Origin of the sequence: Desulfosporosinus orientis DSM 765, assembly GCF_000235605.1 — a bacterium.
GTDB classification, from domain to species: domain Bacteria; phylum Bacillota; class Desulfitobacteriia; order Desulfitobacteriales; family Desulfitobacteriaceae; genus Desulfosporosinus; species Desulfosporosinus orientis.
In genome coordinates this window covers 2,722,463-2,738,227 of the sequence record NC_016584.1, presented here as the reverse complement: position 1 = coordinate 2,738,227, position 15,765 = coordinate 2,722,463, and the positions used below count along the sequence as shown (strand labels likewise).

19 protein-coding genes and 2 riboswitches are annotated in these 15,765 nt (G+C 42.3%); of the genes, 3 read left to right on the top strand and 16 right to left on the bottom strand.

Going from position 1 to position 15,765, the window contains the following annotated elements; translation table 11 throughout:
- The first annotated feature begins 1 nt into the window (after position 1).
- From DESOR_RS12805 to DESOR_RS30630, 3 genes are all read left to right on the top strand, one after another.
- Entirely contained in the window at positions 2-1,069 is a 1,068-nt protein-coding gene (locus tag DESOR_RS12805; RefSeq protein ID WP_014185011.1) for a DUF3231 family protein, read from the top strand.
- A 221-nt stretch (positions 1,070-1,290) separates the two neighbouring features.
- Positions 1,291-1,782, top strand: coding sequence for a CBO0543 family protein (locus tag DESOR_RS30990; RefSeq protein ID WP_014185010.1), 492 nt, complete (start codon positions 1,291-1,293; stop codon positions 1,780-1,782).
- The gene (locus tag DESOR_RS30630; RefSeq protein ID WP_345788334.1) at positions 1,743-2,267 is read left to right on the top strand and encodes a CBO0543 family protein; all 525 of its coding nucleotides are present in this window, start codon (positions 1,743-1,745) and stop codon (positions 2,265-2,267) included. The genes DESOR_RS30990 and DESOR_RS30630 overlap by 40 nt, the downstream gene beginning before the upstream one ends.
- Positions 2,268-2,292: 25 nt before the next feature.
- On the opposite strand, the gene hgcB is transcribed toward DESOR_RS30630, so the two are convergent.
- From hgcB to DESOR_RS12715, 16 genes are all read right to left on the bottom strand, one after another.
- Positions 2,293-2,583, bottom strand: a complete 291-nt coding sequence (gene hgcB, locus DESOR_RS12790; protein WP_014185008.1) for a mercury methylation ferredoxin HgcB — start codon at positions 2,581-2,583, stop codon at positions 2,293-2,295.
- A gap of 21 nt (positions 2,584-2,604) precedes the next feature.
- Entirely contained in the window at positions 2,605-3,594 is a 990-nt protein-coding gene (gene hgcA / locus DESOR_RS12785; RefSeq protein WP_345788343.1) for a mercury methylation corrinoid protein HgcA, read from the bottom strand.
- A 36-nt stretch (positions 3,595-3,630) separates the two neighbouring features.
- Positions 3,631-3,954 (bottom strand): ArsR/SmtB family transcription factor, encoded by a 324-nt coding sequence (locus DESOR_RS12780; protein ID WP_014185006.1) that lies wholly within the window; start codon positions 3,952-3,954, stop codon positions 3,631-3,633.
- Positions 3,955-4,238: 284 nt separating this feature from the next.
- On the bottom strand, positions 4,239-4,493 hold the full coding sequence (locus DESOR_RS30625) for a methyltransferase family protein (protein WP_042331184.1): 255 nt from the start codon (positions 4,491-4,493) through the stop codon (positions 4,239-4,241).
- Between the two features lie 78 nt (positions 4,494-4,571).
- Positions 4,572-5,852: a B12 lower ligand biosynthesis ThiC-like protein BzaB gene (gene bzaB, locus DESOR_RS12770; protein ID WP_014185005.1), complete on the bottom strand. Its 1,281-nt coding sequence runs from the start codon at positions 5,850-5,852 to the stop codon at positions 4,572-4,574.
- Between the two features lie 19 nt (positions 5,853-5,871).
- Positions 5,872-7,170, bottom strand: a complete 1,299-nt coding sequence (thiC, locus tag DESOR_RS12765; protein WP_014185004.1) for a phosphomethylpyrimidine synthase ThiC — start codon at positions 7,168-7,170, stop codon at positions 5,872-5,874.
- A gap of 161 nt (positions 7,171-7,331) precedes the next feature.
- Positions 7,332-7,521, bottom strand: a riboswitch (cobalamin riboswitch).
- A 16-nt stretch (positions 7,522-7,537) separates the two neighbouring features.
- Entirely contained in the window at positions 7,538-8,938 is a 1,401-nt protein-coding gene (gene purF / locus DESOR_RS12760; RefSeq protein WP_014185003.1) for an amidophosphoribosyltransferase, read from the bottom strand.
- Positions 8,939-9,057: 119 nt separating this feature from the next.
- Positions 9,058-9,230, bottom strand: a riboswitch (cobalamin riboswitch).
- Between the two features lie 254 nt (positions 9,231-9,484).
- Positions 9,485-9,721 carry a hypothetical protein gene (locus DESOR_RS12755; protein ID WP_014185002.1) on the bottom strand — a complete coding sequence of 79 codons (237 nt, stop codon included), beginning with the start codon at positions 9,719-9,721 and terminating at the stop codon, positions 9,485-9,487.
- Positions 9,722-9,814: 93 nt separating this feature from the next.
- Complete coding sequence (locus DESOR_RS12750; protein ID WP_014185001.1) at positions 9,815-10,225, bottom strand: arsenate reductase ArsC; 411 nt, start codon at positions 10,223-10,225, stop codon at positions 9,815-9,817.
- Positions 10,226-10,238: 13 nt separating this feature from the next.
- Positions 10,239-11,324: an ACR3 family arsenite efflux transporter gene (gene arsB / locus DESOR_RS12745; protein WP_042331178.1), complete on the bottom strand. Its 1,086-nt coding sequence runs from the start codon at positions 11,322-11,324 to the stop codon at positions 10,239-10,241.
- An 11-nt stretch (positions 11,325-11,335) separates the two neighbouring features.
- Positions 11,336-11,674: an ArsR/SmtB family transcription factor gene (locus DESOR_RS12740; RefSeq protein WP_014184999.1), complete on the bottom strand. Its 339-nt coding sequence runs from the start codon at positions 11,672-11,674 to the stop codon at positions 11,336-11,338.
- Between the two features lie 233 nt (positions 11,675-11,907).
- Complete coding sequence (locus tag DESOR_RS12735) at positions 11,908-12,147, bottom strand: thioredoxin family protein (RefSeq protein WP_014184998.1); 240 nt, start codon at positions 12,145-12,147, stop codon at positions 11,908-11,910.
- Positions 12,148-12,327: 180 nt separating this feature from the next.
- Positions 12,328-13,332, bottom strand: coding sequence for a permease (locus tag DESOR_RS12730; RefSeq protein WP_014184997.1), 1,005 nt, complete (start codon positions 13,330-13,332; stop codon positions 12,328-12,330).
- Positions 13,333-13,415: 83 nt separating this feature from the next.
- Positions 13,416-13,961: a permease gene (locus DESOR_RS12725; RefSeq protein WP_014184996.1), complete on the bottom strand. Its 546-nt coding sequence runs from the start codon at positions 13,959-13,961 to the stop codon at positions 13,416-13,418.
- Positions 13,958-14,437: a permease gene (locus DESOR_RS12720; protein ID WP_042331175.1), complete on the bottom strand. Its 480-nt coding sequence runs from the start codon at positions 14,435-14,437 to the stop codon at positions 13,958-13,960. Before DESOR_RS12720 ends, DESOR_RS12725 begins: the two co-directional genes overlap by 4 nt.
- A gap of 104 nt (positions 14,438-14,541) precedes the next feature.
- A complete protein-coding gene (locus tag DESOR_RS12715) occupies positions 14,542-15,711 on the bottom strand; it encodes an MFS transporter (RefSeq protein ID WP_014184993.1) in 1,170 nt (389 codons plus the stop codon).
- Positions 15,712-15,765 lie beyond the last annotated feature (54 nt).

Here is a 15,765-nt window from a genome sequence, read left to right as displayed (position 1 = left end):
TATGGAAACATTTTATCAAGGACTTGGCCAACAAAACGCACCTGCCCCAAATGTGAATAAAGAATTTCCATTCGATGAGAGGCTCTCGTCTTGGGAAATGAGTCAACTTTGGATTTTGTATTTGGCTAACAGTTCCATTAGATACATCCTGGAATATTTCTATACAACGGCCCAGGACCCGGAAATTAAGGCACTGCTTAACGAAGCAAAAAATTTGGCAGTACCCCAGCTTGACACCATAAGTAATATATTTAACTCAGCAGGATTTCCAATTCCCCACGGTTTTAGCGACGAGGATGTTGAACCCAATGCCAAACGCTTATTCTCCGATGCTTTGATGTTATCCTATCTAAGAGTTGTCAATAAATATGGCTTGGTTAAATTAGGCCATGTATTGCCTTTGGTTTCTCGTCCGGATATTAGAGCCTATGTTAACAGTGCTACAGTGGAAGTAAGGAAGTTTTTGAACAAAACCGAAGACCTTTTAGCCATCAAAGGCCTTGCCGTTAAGGCTCCCTACATCCCCGTCCCCGACAGAGTTAATTATGTGTCCGACGATAGTTGGTTTGGGGGGGGATTAGGAAAAAAACGATCGATTAATGTGTTAGAGTTATCACATGTGTTTGAGCGGATGGAAACAAAATTAGCTGAACGGGCAATTCTTTTGGGATTTACACAAGTTGCCAAAGATCACAAGGTAAAAGACTATTTCTCCAAGGGGCATGATGTTTTAGACAAAGAAGTGAATAAGTGGAGTAAAGTCCTAGACGATGAGGATCAGCCTATGCCACCAAGTTGGCGAGGTGAAGTAACAGATTCCTCGGAATCTCCATTTTCCGATAAGCTAATGTTGTTCCACTTCATTTCGATGCTGACTTTATCTGTTGCAGCTAATGGCTTTGCATTAACTCACTGCAATAGAATGGACTTAGCTGGGGATTTCGTTAAGTCGATTTACGATGTCCATTCATATTGGAAAGACGGCATAGAGTTATTGATTAAAAAAGGATGGATGGAAGAAATTCCTCTTGCCGCCGACCGCAAGGAAATAATTAATATGAAACAATAAATAAGCATCTAATCAAATTGCATTAACAGATTATTTGCGGTCCATTCGGCAAATTTAATTTCCGCAACCAGTTCAGGTTTAAGCCCGGTAATCTTTGCCTTAGACCTGGGCTTGAGCGGGAGCTGAAAAGGTGGCTCCCTTCTCTTAGGTCCGCAGATTTCGAATCTAGTTCTTAATCAGAAGACATACTACTAATAATAGTATTTAGGAAGTGCGTACCATTGACGATCGAACGTTTCATCTTGTTTTCAATCACTGCAATTTCACTTGCATCATTATTCTATATACCAAAAGAAAAGTATAGGCAAGCACTAGTAAGTTTTTTAATATTTCAAGCATTCACGTGGCCTGGTACTATACTACTTGTTCAATTTGGCAAAATCGAGTTTCCCGTGAGAGAGTTTACGCAAGCAACACAAGTTGGTTTTACCACTAACTACTTATTTTATCCCATGATCTTTGTCTGGTTCGTTATCATGTATCCTAGCAAAGCATGCTTAACCAAGAGGTTTCTACATTATTTTATATTTGTCTCATTTTCAGTATGGTTTATTAATTTTACAACAATTTATACAGCATTAGAAAACCCTCTAGCAGGGACACTGTTTTCTCAGACGACTCGTTCATATATTACCTTTTTCGCTTATTATTACATTTCTCATGGATTTATTGTATGGTTTTCCAAAAAATCCAATTTATCGATAGGAGGATGATTGTCATCTATTCTATTGAGAGTATTCTGCTGACAGGCGCATGGATTAGTTGCTTTTTTGCTCTATTTTTCATTCCCCGCAAAAAATTGGATAGAGCTGCGTTTATTTTTTTGACAACACAATTTTTTTCATGGATTTTAGGCTTAATTGTTGTACAATATGGCTGGCTTGAGTATCCCGTGCGGGAATTCTCGAAGGCCAACGCAACAAGCTTTCTCTTTGAATTTCTTATGCTTCCGATTATTGTTATTTATTTTATCCTTAATTATCCAAACCATAAACAATTTAAGGTCAGAATACTATATTTTGCAGCCATCATTTCTGCATTTACATTAATTGAGTTTATCATAGAAAGATATACTATGATTATTAAATATCATGCATGGAAATGGTATTGGACATGGATTAGCATGTCTTTAGTAATCTATATGGTAATGGTAATCTATAAATGGTTCTATAAACAGAAAAGAATTTTTTCAATATAGCAAATCTGACAATTTCTGTCTGAAATCAGCAACAACTGCCATCTGAGCAATCGCAGCTTGGCTCAGTTCCAGTTAACCATCCCTTAATAATTGCAGCAGCACACCCGACTCCGGGATTAACCTCCAATGCTTTAAAGGGACAGTTCTTAACACAGGCACCGCATTCAATACAGCTGTCCTTATCTGCAATTATGGATTTGCCTTCCCTCATGACAAACACATGATGGGGGCAAACTTCCAGACACTTTCCGCATCCTGTGCATTTATCAGACTCCATTTTTAAGGTAGAGACATTTTTCAAGTACTTATGTTTCATCGCTTACCCTCCTCTGAAGCTTTAAATAAAGCTATTGATTAGAATTAAAACAGCACCTAAAACAAGGGAAATAATAATCCCGGGAATGGCGATCTTCATCTCTTTCAAAACTCCGGAAAAGGAGGTATAGGTTGAAGAGCCTGTAAAATTCATAGCCAGGTAAGCTGATACTGAAGGCAAAATCAACATATAACCCAGAGCCCTTAATAAACTATATTCAGGTGCAGCAGGCCATCCATTGAGAAAATTAACCAATACAGCCCAAATAAATCCTAACAGCCAGCCTTTCCAAGCGAAGGCCCTGCCGGGAATCCAAGGCAGCAATACGGGAGTTAACACGCATCCTATAATCACTGCGCCCAGATATGAATAGAAATCCACTAAACCAAAAGGACCTATTCCCATAAGATTCAGCAAAAAGAGTACCCCAAAAATCACAAAAGACTTTTTGAAGGTAATTACCAGCTCTACCGGAGTCAACACAATGCGATCATAAGTATTAAACTTAACCTTTCTCATGTCACCGGTGGCCTTCATTCCGGAACGAATAAACTCTTTAATATCCTTTGCTCTTACTGGTCCATAGAGAACTTTAAAACCGGAAAACTTTAATACCTCATGAGCACTTACTCCCGGGGCACCTAATTGGGGTAATATCAACAGTCTATGGGATACCACTTTTTCAAGCTGGACAACGGCAAGTCGATTTATAAGTTCAGTAGTACCGAAGGTTCCCTTACCGGCGGCGCACCAAACATTGACTCCCTTTGTATCCAGTACCAGAATCCAGGCATCTAAATCCGTTAACTCTTTTCTCAGGGCATCAAAGGTCATTTTATAATTGGCTGTGACCAGTACGGGAGCATTGGGATCAGGATTACCTAACCGGTAAAGACCGGGCTCTACTTTGTAATTCATTCGGCCGATCCCCCAGCGGGCCTTCCAGGTTCCTCTAATATCCTGAGCTGTCAGCTGACTTGAAGTTGGTGTGATCTTAATTTCTCTGCTCATGGTGATGTCCAACATACATCCTGCTCCTTTTCTAAATTAGCACTTACATTTGCTCTCTGCCTCAGGCAGGTTTTTCTTTAACGTTGTTAGTTCATGAAGAAGGTTTTTGGCTGCTGCGCAGCCCTCCTTACTTAATGAATAGTACATCCACTTTCCCTCCGGGCGGCCTGAGACAATCCCGGATTCCATAAGTATTTTCATATGGTGTGATAAAGTGGATTGTCCTATATGCATGCCTTCCAAAATTTCGCAAGCGCACCTTTCACCCCTTTGCAACATTTCAATGATCATTAGGCGATTCGCATCGGAAAAGGCCTTAAATATTTTAGCGTACCTTTCGTATTGATTTTGTGTGTTCATTTCAATACCTCAAATCTAATATTTTCGATATGTTATATTATAGGCTTCAAATCGAAAAACATCAATATATTTTTGGATTTCGATTTCTTAAGTTTAAAAATTCGGCGGTTTTGATGTTTGACTAATCTAGATTAGTCAATTCAAAACCGCCGAATTTTTTTAATCATCAGCTGTTGTGTTTCACGCTTTCGCATTCCGGTCTGCCAAACGCCCAGAGAGCAAAGGCTTTATAGTAACCTGCCACAAAGGCCTCCCGTTCCGCCTTCAGGATTAGCCGCTGAAATTCACCGGTAGGCGGTGCCCCTTCGATGAGCAGGCAATCCCTGTAGTCCCGGAGCATCTCCCTGGTCTTTCCGGCAGAAAGGCTGTCCGGGGGGCAAAACCTTGAGGGCTTGAAAGAAACGCCGCAGTCCTTCCGGTTCTAACTTTAAAATTCCGGCGATCTCTTCTAAAGGTTTTCCCTCCGGCTCCAACAAGGTGAATATCCCCAATTCCACCGCGGTAAAAAGAGCCTCGGAGTACCAGTAACCCGTAGCCAAATCCTCCAGGTACTGGGCGCCATTTAACTGGGGATATTGTTTTAAAAAGCTAAACGTTTTCTAATCATACCTGCCTCTTTACCCAATCCCAAAATATTCGGCTGCAACCTGGGCGGTACATCCGGTCCCGCAGACAACACAACCGTGATCATCACCGGCAGTTGCCGCGGCTGCCTTCAATTGTTCAGGATAAAGAGCCGCTTTAATCTGCCTGTCCAGGTTCAATGCAACACGGGCCTTAGCCATTTCCAGATCTCTGGCCCAAGCCTGTTTATTGCCTTTGGCGATATCAGCAATATGAGCCGCCATTCTGGTCGTGATCACTCCGGTTTTGACGTCTTCCTCAGTCGGTAACCCCAAGTGTTCGGCAGGCGTCAGATAGCAGAGGAAATCCGCGCCACAGGCTCCGATCAACGCCCCGCCGATGGCCCCGCTGATGTGATCATAGCCTGGCGTTACATCTGTCGCCAAAGTGCCCAGGATATAATAGGGGGCATTGTTGCATAGCCTTTTTTGTACACGCATAGTTGCATCAACATGATTCAGGGGAACATGACCTGGTCCTTCCACCATGACCTGAACACCGGCCTCTTGGGCTCTCCTGGTAAGTTCCCCTTGGATGATCATTCCCTGCAGCTGCGCACCATCCAAGGAATCGGCAATACTGCCGGGCCGGATGGCATCGCCCAGGCTTAAGGTAACGTCATAAGCCTTTAATATTTCCAGCACCCGGTCAAATTTTTCGTACAGGGGATTTTCCTTCTGATTGTGCAGCATCCAGCCAGTGAGGAAAGCCCCGCCCCGGCTGACCACGTCCGTTACCCGTCCTGTAGCCTGCATTCTTTTGATAACGTCCATATTCAGAGCACAATGAATCGCCATAAAATCCAACCCATCGGCCGCTTGTCTTTCAATAACCTCAAAAATATCCTCTTCTCTCATATTGACAACACTGCCGTATTTGGCAATCGCCTCAATACCTGCCTGATAAATCATGGTGCTGCCCACAGCAACATGCGCCAGAGACAAGGATTGCTTCCTCATACCGTCAATATCTTTTCCCGTACTTAAATCCATAAAGCTATCGCAGCCGGCTTCTTCGGCAATGGCCAGCTTGCGGGCTTCCATTTCCATGTCATCACGGTCGCTGGAAGTTCCAATCAGGGCATTAACCTTAATCCTTAAGCCTTCCCCGATGCCACAGTATTTAAATTCCTTGCGGACTTTGTTTCTGGGAATAACTATTTTCCCTTCGGCAATTCCCCGCCGAATAAATTCCACATCAAGATTCTCATCGGCCGCCACCGCTTCCATTTCCTCGGTAATGATCCCGGCCCGGGCTTTTAATACCTGTGTCATATTAACCACCTTTCCCTTCTTAACAGCTATGCTTGGTTGTGTTCAGATACTTAGCGACAATTTCCATAGCGCAATACTTGCCGCACATGGCGCAAGCCGTGGATTCCCCGCTGTTGCGGGTTTTCCTGATCTCTTCCGCTCTGGGCGGATCAATGGCCAGTTCCAACTGTCTTTTCCAGTCCAGTTTCTTGCGGGCCATAGACATTTCCAAATCCCATTGCCAGGCTTCTTGGCTCCCTTTGGCCAGATCGCCGGCATGGGCAGCGATCCGGGCGGCTATGACTCCCTCCCGCACCTGATCAGCACTGGGTACGCCGATATGTTCTGCCGGAGTAACATAACAAAGCAATTCCGCCCCGGCCCAGGCGCTTAGTGCGCCCCCTATCGCTGCATTAATATGGTCATACCCGGCGGCAATATCCGTCAGCAATGGCCCGAACACAAAATATGGTGCTCCCTGGCAAAGGCTCTTCTGCAAAGTAACCGTCGCCTTCACATGGTCAAGGGGCATATGTCCAGGTCCTTTAATCATGATTTGGACTCCCGCCTCCCTGGCCCGTCTGACCAGTTCGCCCAGGATAACCAATTCCTGAACCTGGGCTCCATCCAAGGAATCAGCCAGACATCCCGGCCTCATCCCATCAGCCAGGCTGAGAGTAACGTTATATTTCCGGGCAATTTCCAATACCCGGTCATATTGTTCATAAAGGGGATTTTCACATTGATTGGCGATCATCCAACCGATTAAGTGAGCACCTCCGTAACTTACCAGCGGATCAATGCGGCCTTCTCTCTTGGCTCGTTCCACAACATCCATGGTCGTTGCACAGTGTAAGGCCAGAAAGTCAACACCATCTGCCGCATGCCGTTCAATGACCTCAAACATTTCCTCGGCAGTCATTTTCACCGTCGAACCGTACTTTTTCCCAGCTTCAGCGATTGCCTGATATACAGGCAGTGTTCCAACCGGTACGGAAACAGAATTTAAGGTTTCTTTCCGCATGGTATCGATATCGCCGCTGACGCTCAGATCCATCAGAGCATCTGTACCTGCTGCCAATGCTGTTTTGACCTTGACGATTTCTTCAGCAACTGAAGCTTCACTGCCGTAAAGACCGATACTGGCACTAACCTTTGTCCGCAGCCCCTTGCCAATACCTACAGGAATAATAGTCTTATGGTTGATATTAGCGGGGATGACAATTGTACCCGCTGCAACTCCCTGCCTGATAAATTCCGGGGAGACTTTCTCCCGGGCTGCCACCTGCTCCATTTCAGGAGTAATTGTTCCTTCTAAGGCGCTCGTTAATAAACTCATCATTATCCTCCTTATAACCTTTTATTGACTCAAAATCATAACCCCTATCAGTAGGTCTGTTGTTTGCATACCCTCCCTTTTTTTAAAAACTTAATAAAAAAGTCCACACCTTAATTAGATGTGAACATTCCACCGTTCCCGTCTTGCTGCCTTACTAACAACAGCTCGCAACAATTCAGGCAGGTCTCCTGACTTCCGGCGTAACGTCCGCGTCTCCCTTCCCGCCTGCTTTGCCTATCGGACAACAAGCGGTGGCTATGAGATGGACTACCGGTTACAGTGGCGGGACCGTCCGGGACTTACACCCGATTCCCTATTCTCCCTCGCGGGCACCTGAACGTTATCATATTTACTTAGAGTCACTGTTTTAACCGGTTTCCTGCTCAAAAACCGGAACAGGATAAACCCCGTCAAAACACGCTGTGCAAAACTCCTTAGGCCGCCGCAAAACTTGAAGCATTCCTTTTAAGCTAAGGTATTGCAGGCTGTCCGACCCGACATATTGCCTGATTTCTTCAAGAGTCCGGTGGGCAGCAACGAGCTCAGCAGCTGACGGAATATCTATGCCATAATAACAGGGAGAGCTTAAGGGGGGAGAAGCCACCAGAAGATGTACCTCTTTTGCCCCTGCTTCTCTGAGCATTCGGACAATTTGACAGCTGGTGGTTCCCCGTACAAGCGAATCGTCCACTACCACTACCCTTTGCCCTTGAATTACATCGCTAATAACATTAAATTTCATCTTTACAGCCAATTCCCGGTTCTTCTGTCCAGGCTTGATGAAAGTCCTTCCAATGTACCTGTTTCTAAGCAAGCCTTCCCGAAAGGGCAGACCGCACTGTTCGGCGTATCCCATTGCCATTGCCGTGCCAGACTCGGGAATAGAAATTACCACGTCTCCAGCCACTGGATGCTCTCTAGCCAACTCTCTGCCAAACTCTCTGCGAACCGAATTCACGGTTCTGCCGTCAATCACACTGTCTGAACGCGCCAAGTAAATGTATTCAAAAATACACAGACGTCTGCACCGTCCTGGAAAGCTTCGCATGAAACTAACCCCGTTTTTATCAATAATTACACCCTCTCCGGGATCAATTTCCCTGACTAACTCTCCACCTACAGCCCTAAGTGCACAGGTTTCTGAAGCCAGTATATAACCTGATTCCATCTCTTTCAGTTTTCCCAGGCATAATGGCCGCATTCCGTAAGGGTCACGCAAGCCAATGAGACTATTTTCTGTCATTATTACCAACGAATAAGAACCTGATATTTCCTTCAGAAAGAGTTCAAGTAGTTTCTCCAGCGAGAGATTTCTGTAATAGGCAAGAAGTCTCAAAAAAATTTCGCTATCCAGGTTTGTATAACCGGATGTTCTTGTTTGGGCCAACCGCTTTTTTAATTGACGAGCATTCGTTATGTTCCCATTATGGGCCACTGCGACACTGCCCTTGTCATCTTTATACAATAAAGGCTGAGCATTTACCTCCGAACTGTCACCGCTGGTAGAATACCTTACATGTCCGATTGCCAGATTCCCCTTTAAAGCAGACAAAATATCTTTATTAAAGACTTCCGCAACCAGCCCCATCTTTTTGTGCACTCTAATTTGCTTCCCGTCCGAAACAGCTATACCGGCACTTTCCTCTCCCCTATGCTGCAGTGCATTGAGACCATAGTAGGCTTTCAGGGACACACTGTTTCCTGGAGCATAAATACCCAAAACACCACATTCATCTCGGGGTTTATCATGAAATTCCCAAGGGCACATTTTCCTCTCCTCCTTAGAAATAATTATGTTAGGTTGGTTTTGAAACAAAAAAATCCGCAACTCAATAGAGCGCGGATTTTTCCATCATCCTCACCTAAATCGACTTAAACGCGAAGTCGATGCTAAGTATTTTACAGGCAGGTCTCCTGACTCAGGCTCATAGCTTCCTTGCCTCCTTCCTCCTTACAGAGTGGTCATGGCCAAAGCTCCCCTTTACAGTGGCGGGTCCGTCCGGGACTTACACCCGGTTCCCTATTCTCCCTCATTGGGCACCTGTAAAATTATGTTTATTTATTAATGATAATACTTAAATAAACCGAGCATGTCAAGTACACCTTCAGTGAAATGTCAGAAAAAATTAATCACTTTATTTTTTTATACTTCATGAGTATATGAATCCAGGTCCGCAAACTGGTCAAGGCTCTGCAGATCCTCAGCCTCTTGGAGGAGACCGGTTCGCCGGCAAAGCTCGGCCATAAAAGAAAGCTCAACACCCTAAAGCCATTAACATCGGAGGTTAAAAGCTAATAATTATGTTAGAAACTTTTACATCCTCAAACCATTATTGATACTTACTTTCATTTTTCGTTTTCCTAATTCTTGTTCTGCTAAAATAAGGTGTTGTACAGGGGGCAAAGGTTCGCCATCCTCAATAATTTTCTCGATAAAATATAGGCAGTTGGATTTCTCCTCATGGGGATTGTTCAAAGTTTTGTACTTAAAACAGCTAATAACATCGTTGTCTTCTTCAATACCTAAACCGCAGCACTGACATGTCTTCATGTTACAACTCCTTTCTTTCAGACACCTCAATCTCGATCATACCTCTTCCCCCTGAATAAATCTTCCTTCCTTACTTAAACATAGGTAAAGAGTTTACAACAATTTGTTTATTCTACTTTTCAGCTCCATGACCTTTTGCTCGATTATTTGTGCAGTTTTTATAAACTCAGTCCTATCCTTTCCTGTTGGGTCATCCAATCCCCAATCCTCTCTGTATTTACAAGGCAGAAAAGGGCATTCCACGTTGCATCCCATGGTAATGACAACGTCGACAGGAGGAATGTCTGCCAGCAATTTTGATTTTTGCGTTAAGTTCATATCAACACCATAGATCTCTTTGATTACTTCAACTGCATCCTGATTAATCTGTGGTTTGGTTTCAGTTCCCGCCGAATAGGCTTCAAATTCACCCGCTGCAATTAGCTTGGATATTGCCTCTGCCATCTGTGATCGACAGGAGTTATGAACGCAAATATAGGCGACCTTTAGTCTCTGAGCTGTCATATTAGCCCCCCTTTTAAAGGCCCTGCTTAGGCAGGCCATTTTCATTAAAATACTTCCGTTTAAAGAAAAGAGCTGAATTTACTAACGCAATCATGACCGGCACTTCAACTAAAGGACCGATTACCGCCGTGAAAGCTGCATCAGATGCTATCCCGAAGACAGCCACGGCTACTGCTATGGCAAGTTCAAAATTATTGCTTGCGGCTGTAAAAGCGAGAGTTACCGTTTGGTCATATCTAAACCCGCCCCTAATGGACATATAAAAGCTGAAAAAGAACATAATGGCGAAGTATATGAGCATGGGTATGGCAATTCTGATCACATCTCCGGGATTATTAATAATCTGTTCCCCTTTGGTTATAAACATTATGACGATGGTATAAAGGAGTGCTATCAGAGCTAAAGGAGATATCTTGGGAATGAATACCTTTTCGTACCACTCTTTTGTTTTAATTCTTATCAAGCTAAACCGTGTCATAAAACCTGCTGCGAAAGGAATTCCCAAATAAATAAGAACGCTCTTGGCTACTTCCCACATGGAAACATCTACGACCTGGCCTCCCCAGGAAAGTCCCAGCCATTTAGGCAAGAGAGTTACAAAGATATAAATATAAACAGTGTATAAAAGAATTTGGAAGATAGAGTTCAGCGCTACCAAAGCAGCACAATACTCGTTATCACCTTTAGCCAGGGAATTCCATACAATTACCATGGCAATACACCGAGCCAGGCCTATGATAATAAGACCAATGGCAAAGCCCGGTTTGTCTCCAAGCAGCAAGACAGCCAGCACAAACATCAGGACTGGACCAACAATCCAGTTTTGGATCAGCGAAAAGGAAAAGATCTTTTTATTTTCTACAACTTTTCCGATCTCTTCATACTTCACCTTAGCCAGAGGCGGATACATCATGATGATAAGACCGATTGCTATTGGCCAGGAGATTGTTCCGGTGCTGAATTCAGCCAATGAGGCTGCTAAGTCAGGAAAGAAATACCCTCCCAGAACACCTGCTGCCATGGCAATAAATATCCATAGTGTCAAGAATCTGTCTAAAAACGACAACCTGGCTTTTTCAACCTTTTCCACTTTAATCATCCTCCATAAATCTAATCACAGTTCAACGTCTTGCGTTTTAACCAATCTTTTAGGTTTTGCAGGTCATTCTGATATAGTTCCAAATTCCTCAAATTATCATAAACCAGGCTATCAATAAACTTGATCCGTTCATCGATAGCCAACGAATAGTAAACCCACTGGGCATGTTTACGGTCTTTCACCAATTCGGCATTCTTGAGATAAATTAAGTGCCTCGACGCTTTGGCTTGTGTAATTTGTAAGGTTTCCATGATATCGCAAACGCAGAGTTCTTTTTCAAATAATAAGTTTAGAATTCTTAAGCGAGTTTCGTCAGATAGGGCCTTTAAGGCATCCAACAGTTTTTCCATTGCTTCACCTCGTTGCATTCTTAATATACGTATATTCGCTTATGCAATTATACGTATATTATACATTACGGTCCTATAAAAGTGAACTACTATTTTAGATAATTTATTAGAAAACTTGTATAACACTCCGGCTCTCTAAGAAAGGGCCGTTGCTCACGCACGGGTAAGTTCGTGGAGCAACGGCCCTTTCAAATCAGCATTAGCGTTTAACGGCGGCAAGAGATCTTATCCATTTATTTATAAGTTTCAAGGATCTTAGCTATTTCCTTCGGTTTCAAGACCTTGCCAACGGAGACAACTTTCTCATCAATAACTAAGGCAGGGGTCGACATTACCCCATAAGCCATAACATCCTTAAGATCATTGACTTTAATTATTTCCGCTTCTATGCCTGTCTCTTTTAAGGTTTTCTCGGTATTTTCTTTCAAAGTCTCACAATTTTTGCATCCCGAACCCAAAATTTTGATGATCATAATAATCCACTCCCTAATTATTTTTAGAATCTCAAATAAAACATATAAAAGCAATTAACATAATAAACGTGCCCATAACAACTCTTAGAATTTTACTCACACCGCCATAGTTCTTACTTGCTGAAAGCTTTTTGACATCTCATTACACCTCCTTCTCTGTTTGATAGAAAGATGTTTAGCTTACATCAATAAATAACCAAAGGCATTAAAAGAGTATCCAATGATAAGAATTCCCAGAGTAACAATCCCCGCAAAAATCACTAAAAGTTTCATCTTCACGACTTTCTTTAACAAGATCATTGAGGGCAGTGAAAGTGCTGTTACAGCCATCATGAAGGATAAGGCAGTGCCAATTCCTACTCCTTTTATGACTAAGGCTTCTGCTATGGGCAAGGTTCCAAAGATATCCGCATACATTGGCACACCAACAAGCGTGGCTAACAAAACCGAATACCATTTATCCTGGCCAAGCACGGCTGAAATGATATTTTCAGGAATCCAATTGTGAATGGCTGCACCTATTCCAACACCGATGAGAATATATAGCCATACTTTTTTAATAATATCTAAGACCTGATCTCTTGCATATTCCATTCTTTGACGAGTCGTCAGATCTTCTTGTTCGACATCCAGTACCTTATTACCGAAAACAAACGGTTCAACGTATTTATCAAGTTTCGCTTTACTAATAATGGTCCCGCCAATAACCGCAAGGATTATCCCAACAACCACATAGGCTATAGCAATTTTCCAGTTAAAGATACTGGCAAGTAAAATAACCGATGCCAAATCTACTAGAGGAGACGATATTAAAAACGAAAATGTCACACCAATCGGCAGACCTGCACTTGTAAAACCTATAAACAACGGTATGGAAGAGCACGAACAAAAGGGTGTAACTGTTCCAAGTAAAGCACCTAATATATTTGCTGAAGCTCCACTGTATCTACCTAAAATCTTTCTTGTTCTCTCAGGCGGGAAAAAACTTTGGATATATGAAATTGTAAAGATTAAGACTGAAAGCAATATGAAGATTTTTATGACATCATAAATATAGAAATGAATGCTACCACCTAATCGATCCTGGATGCTTAATCCAAAAACCTTTTCTACCAAAAGCCTTATTAAATTATTAAGCCACTCCATTTTAAGTAATTGATTATTTAACCATTCAAAAATAAACAAATGATCATCTCCTTTGTCATCATACTAACGTTACTACGGCCTTGACGACTCTTCTCTATCGGTGAAACCCTGTTTTTTAAAGCTTAAATATGCTTTTCCATTGATACTGCATTATCATAGATATACTGCTTTTCTTTTGAGCTTAAAAGCTTATCCGTGGTATAAGCAATTAACGCAATACCTGGAATATCTATGATAAATCGTGTCAGCATAAATTTCCATCCCATCGAAGTAGCCTCAAATAAGAGTAAGGGTATTTTAGTTGTAGACCATGCCCCTATAAAAACTAGTACATTGGAAAATTTACTACCCTTTTTCAATAATACACCTGCAATGGGAAAGGCGGCGTATAATGGCCCTGCTGCCGCTGAACCTAGAAAAAAGGCCAGTGAAATCCCAAAGAAGCCTGACTTTTCACCCATTAACTTGATCATGGTATCTCGTTGCACCCATACATCCAATAGTCCAAGAAGAATAAATATTGGAGGGATAATTGAGAGCATTTCCAGCAAACTGTTTCCAGTGATAACAACCGATTTTTGTCCAATTGATGGATAAAGTACTACAAGGAGAATATTCAGGATTAAGAGGACTAAGAGAAATTTATATCTTCTTAATAGTTTTTTCATCTCAGCACCATCCCTATTACGATCGCGGCAATATACGAAAAAACAAACGCAGAAGAATTTCGTAATATTGTGGCCTTCTTTCCAAAATACTTGATTTCAAGGGGTAGTGTAACAATTCCTACCATCATTAACGCAGAAATGAATACAGCTATCTGCATGATTCCAGCCCCGTTGTTGAGTAAAGCCGAAGCGAGTGGAAAGGCGACAAAACCAGGGATTAAAGTGATTGAACCAATAACTGAAGCAATAAGCATTCCAAGCCATCCTGATTGTTGACCGACAAGTTTTGATATTGTTTCCGGACTTAAAGCTGCCAGCATAATCCCCACAATAACGAGAATGGATAAGAACTGAGGAAGGATATTTTCAAACGATTTCCATGCTTTGGTTAGCGCTTTTTTTGTTTTGGTCTTATCTTTTATTAACGATAGCAAAAGTAGGACTCCTGCGAGGCCATACAATACTATTGTAAACATTTTCCGACACCTGCCTTCATCCGAGAAAAAGCCAAGTTGCCCACTACCGGATAGCGTATCCCAATCCTATAAGGCAGCATATCTTTCTCCTAATTAATGCTCCTTTATAACGGAGCCCTCATCCTGAAACTACTCTTCACAAAGAATGTGCTAACCGTTATTAGCATAAGTCCAATGCCATAAACGATAAATAATCTTTCAAAACTGGATACGGAGACAATGTGTCCGCCAATAGCCGTTCCGATTCCGCCACCCCCCATAAAGCAGAAGGCAACTAATGACATGGCTATACCTCTAGCCTTCGCGGCAAACTCTGTTGCAATCGTCAAGAATGTAGAATGAGCCATCATGAAACCAAACCCCATTAATCCAACAGCAATTACTACAATAGGCAGAAAATCTCCTATAGAAGCCAATAACATATCTGCTAAAAAGGCAAAACTTAGTCCAATGGCAGCGGTTTTCTTACGACCTATTTTTGCTGCAAGAGTACCGGATTTTCGACCGGCAAGCAGGGCCATAATACCAAAAGCTGTCATAACCATACCTACAGCAAAATTATTAAGATTAAATGTTGTCTTTATAAAACCTCCGAGAAATGAAAAAGAACCTAGCAAAAAAAGACCTTCAAATACTACTAAAGCATAAATCATAAGACTGGAAGGATTCCTTAATAAGTTAATGTATGGCATTAATGCTTTACTTTCTTTATTCTTTGCAGACGGTATCTTTCTGCCTATCGTAAACAGCAATACTGAAGAAATGACAGCTAGACCTGCATAAACAGCAAAGACTCCTCTCCAATTAAGGAATTGAGCAATTGAACCACCAATCGCCATACTAAGACCTTGACCTAGAAAAGAGATTCCCATAAATGAACCGATAGCTGACTGTCTTTCCTCCATAGGGAAAATGTCTCCGATAAGTGCAAGAGATACTGGCATGACAGCTGCAGCAAACATTCCAGTCAACGCCCTATACACTGCCAGGTCACTAATGGAAAAAGCAAATGCACAAAGTGCAGTGGCTATCGTAAACAGTGAAATTGAAATTGTTATAACCTGTCTCTTTCCAAGGCGCTCTGCAAGATATCCATATAGTAACTGAAAAAGACCAAAAGGCAGCATATATGCAGTAATAATAATTGACGCTGAGGGAACATCTACATTCAAGTCCTGTGCAATGGATGGAAGTATTGGAGAAACCACCCAATTATCGGCCATTGCCACAAACCCCGCAAAACCAAGTATGAGAATAATTTTTCGCTTATCCATGACAATCCTCCTCAAATTACAATAGTTTGAGATATTATAGCATCCTAAAGAAAC

Bases quoted from the DNA above. Each gene is read 5' to 3' on its own strand.
- DESOR_RS12805 (WP_014185011.1), top strand. From the start codon at position 2: ATGGAAACATTTTATCAAGGACTTGGCCAACAAAACGCACCTGCCCCA.
- thiC (WP_014185004.1), bottom strand. From the start codon at position 7,170: ATGAGTTTATTAACGAGCGCCTTAGAAGGAACAATTACTCCTGAAATG.
- arsB (WP_042331178.1), bottom strand. From the start codon at position 11,324: ATGATTAAAGTGGAAAAGGTTGAAAAAGCCAGGTTGTCGTTTTTAGAC.
- DESOR_RS12720 (WP_042331175.1), bottom strand. From the start codon at position 14,437: ATGTTTACAATAGTATTGTATGGCCTCGCAGGAGTCCTACTTTTGCTA.
- DESOR_RS12755 (WP_014185002.1), bottom strand. From the start codon at position 9,721: ATGAAGACATGTCAGTGCTGCGGTTTAGGTATTGAAGAAGACAACGAT.
- DESOR_RS12780 (WP_014185006.1), bottom strand. From the start codon at position 3,954: ATGAACACACAAAATCAATACGAAAGGTACGCTAAAATATTTAAGGCC.
- DESOR_RS12750 (WP_014185001.1), bottom strand. From the start codon at position 10,225: ATGACAGCTCAGAGACTAAAGGTCGCCTATATTTGCGTTCATAACTCC.
- DESOR_RS12740 (WP_014184999.1), bottom strand. From the start codon at position 11,674: ATGGAAAAACTGTTGGATGCCTTAAAGGCCCTATCTGACGAAACTCGC.
- DESOR_RS12735 (WP_014184998.1), bottom strand. From the start codon at position 12,147: ATGATCATCAAAATTTTGGGTTCGGGATGCAAAAATTGTGAGACTTTG.
- purF (WP_014185003.1), bottom strand. From the start codon at position 8,938: ATGTGCCCTTGGGAATTTCATGATAAACCCCGAGATGAATGTGGTGTT.
- bzaB (WP_014185005.1), bottom strand. From the start codon at position 5,852: ATGACACAGGTATTAAAAGCCCGGGCCGGGATCATTACCGAGGAAATG.
- DESOR_RS30630 (WP_345788334.1), top strand. From the start codon at position 1,743: ATGGTTTTCCAAAAAATCCAATTTATCGATAGGAGGATGATTGTCATC.
- hgcB (WP_014185008.1), bottom strand. From the start codon at position 2,583: ATGAAACATAAGTACTTGAAAAATGTCTCTACCTTAAAAATGGAGTCT.
- DESOR_RS12725 (WP_014184996.1), bottom strand. From the start codon at position 13,961: ATGAAAAAACTATTAAGAAGATATAAATTTCTCTTAGTCCTCTTAATC.
- DESOR_RS12715 (WP_014184993.1), bottom strand. From the start codon at position 15,711: ATGGATAAGCGAAAAATTATTCTCATACTTGGTTTTGCGGGGTTTGTG.
- hgcA (WP_345788343.1), bottom strand. From the start codon at position 3,594: ATGAGCAGAGAAATTAAGATCACACCAACTTCAAGTCAGCTGACAGCT.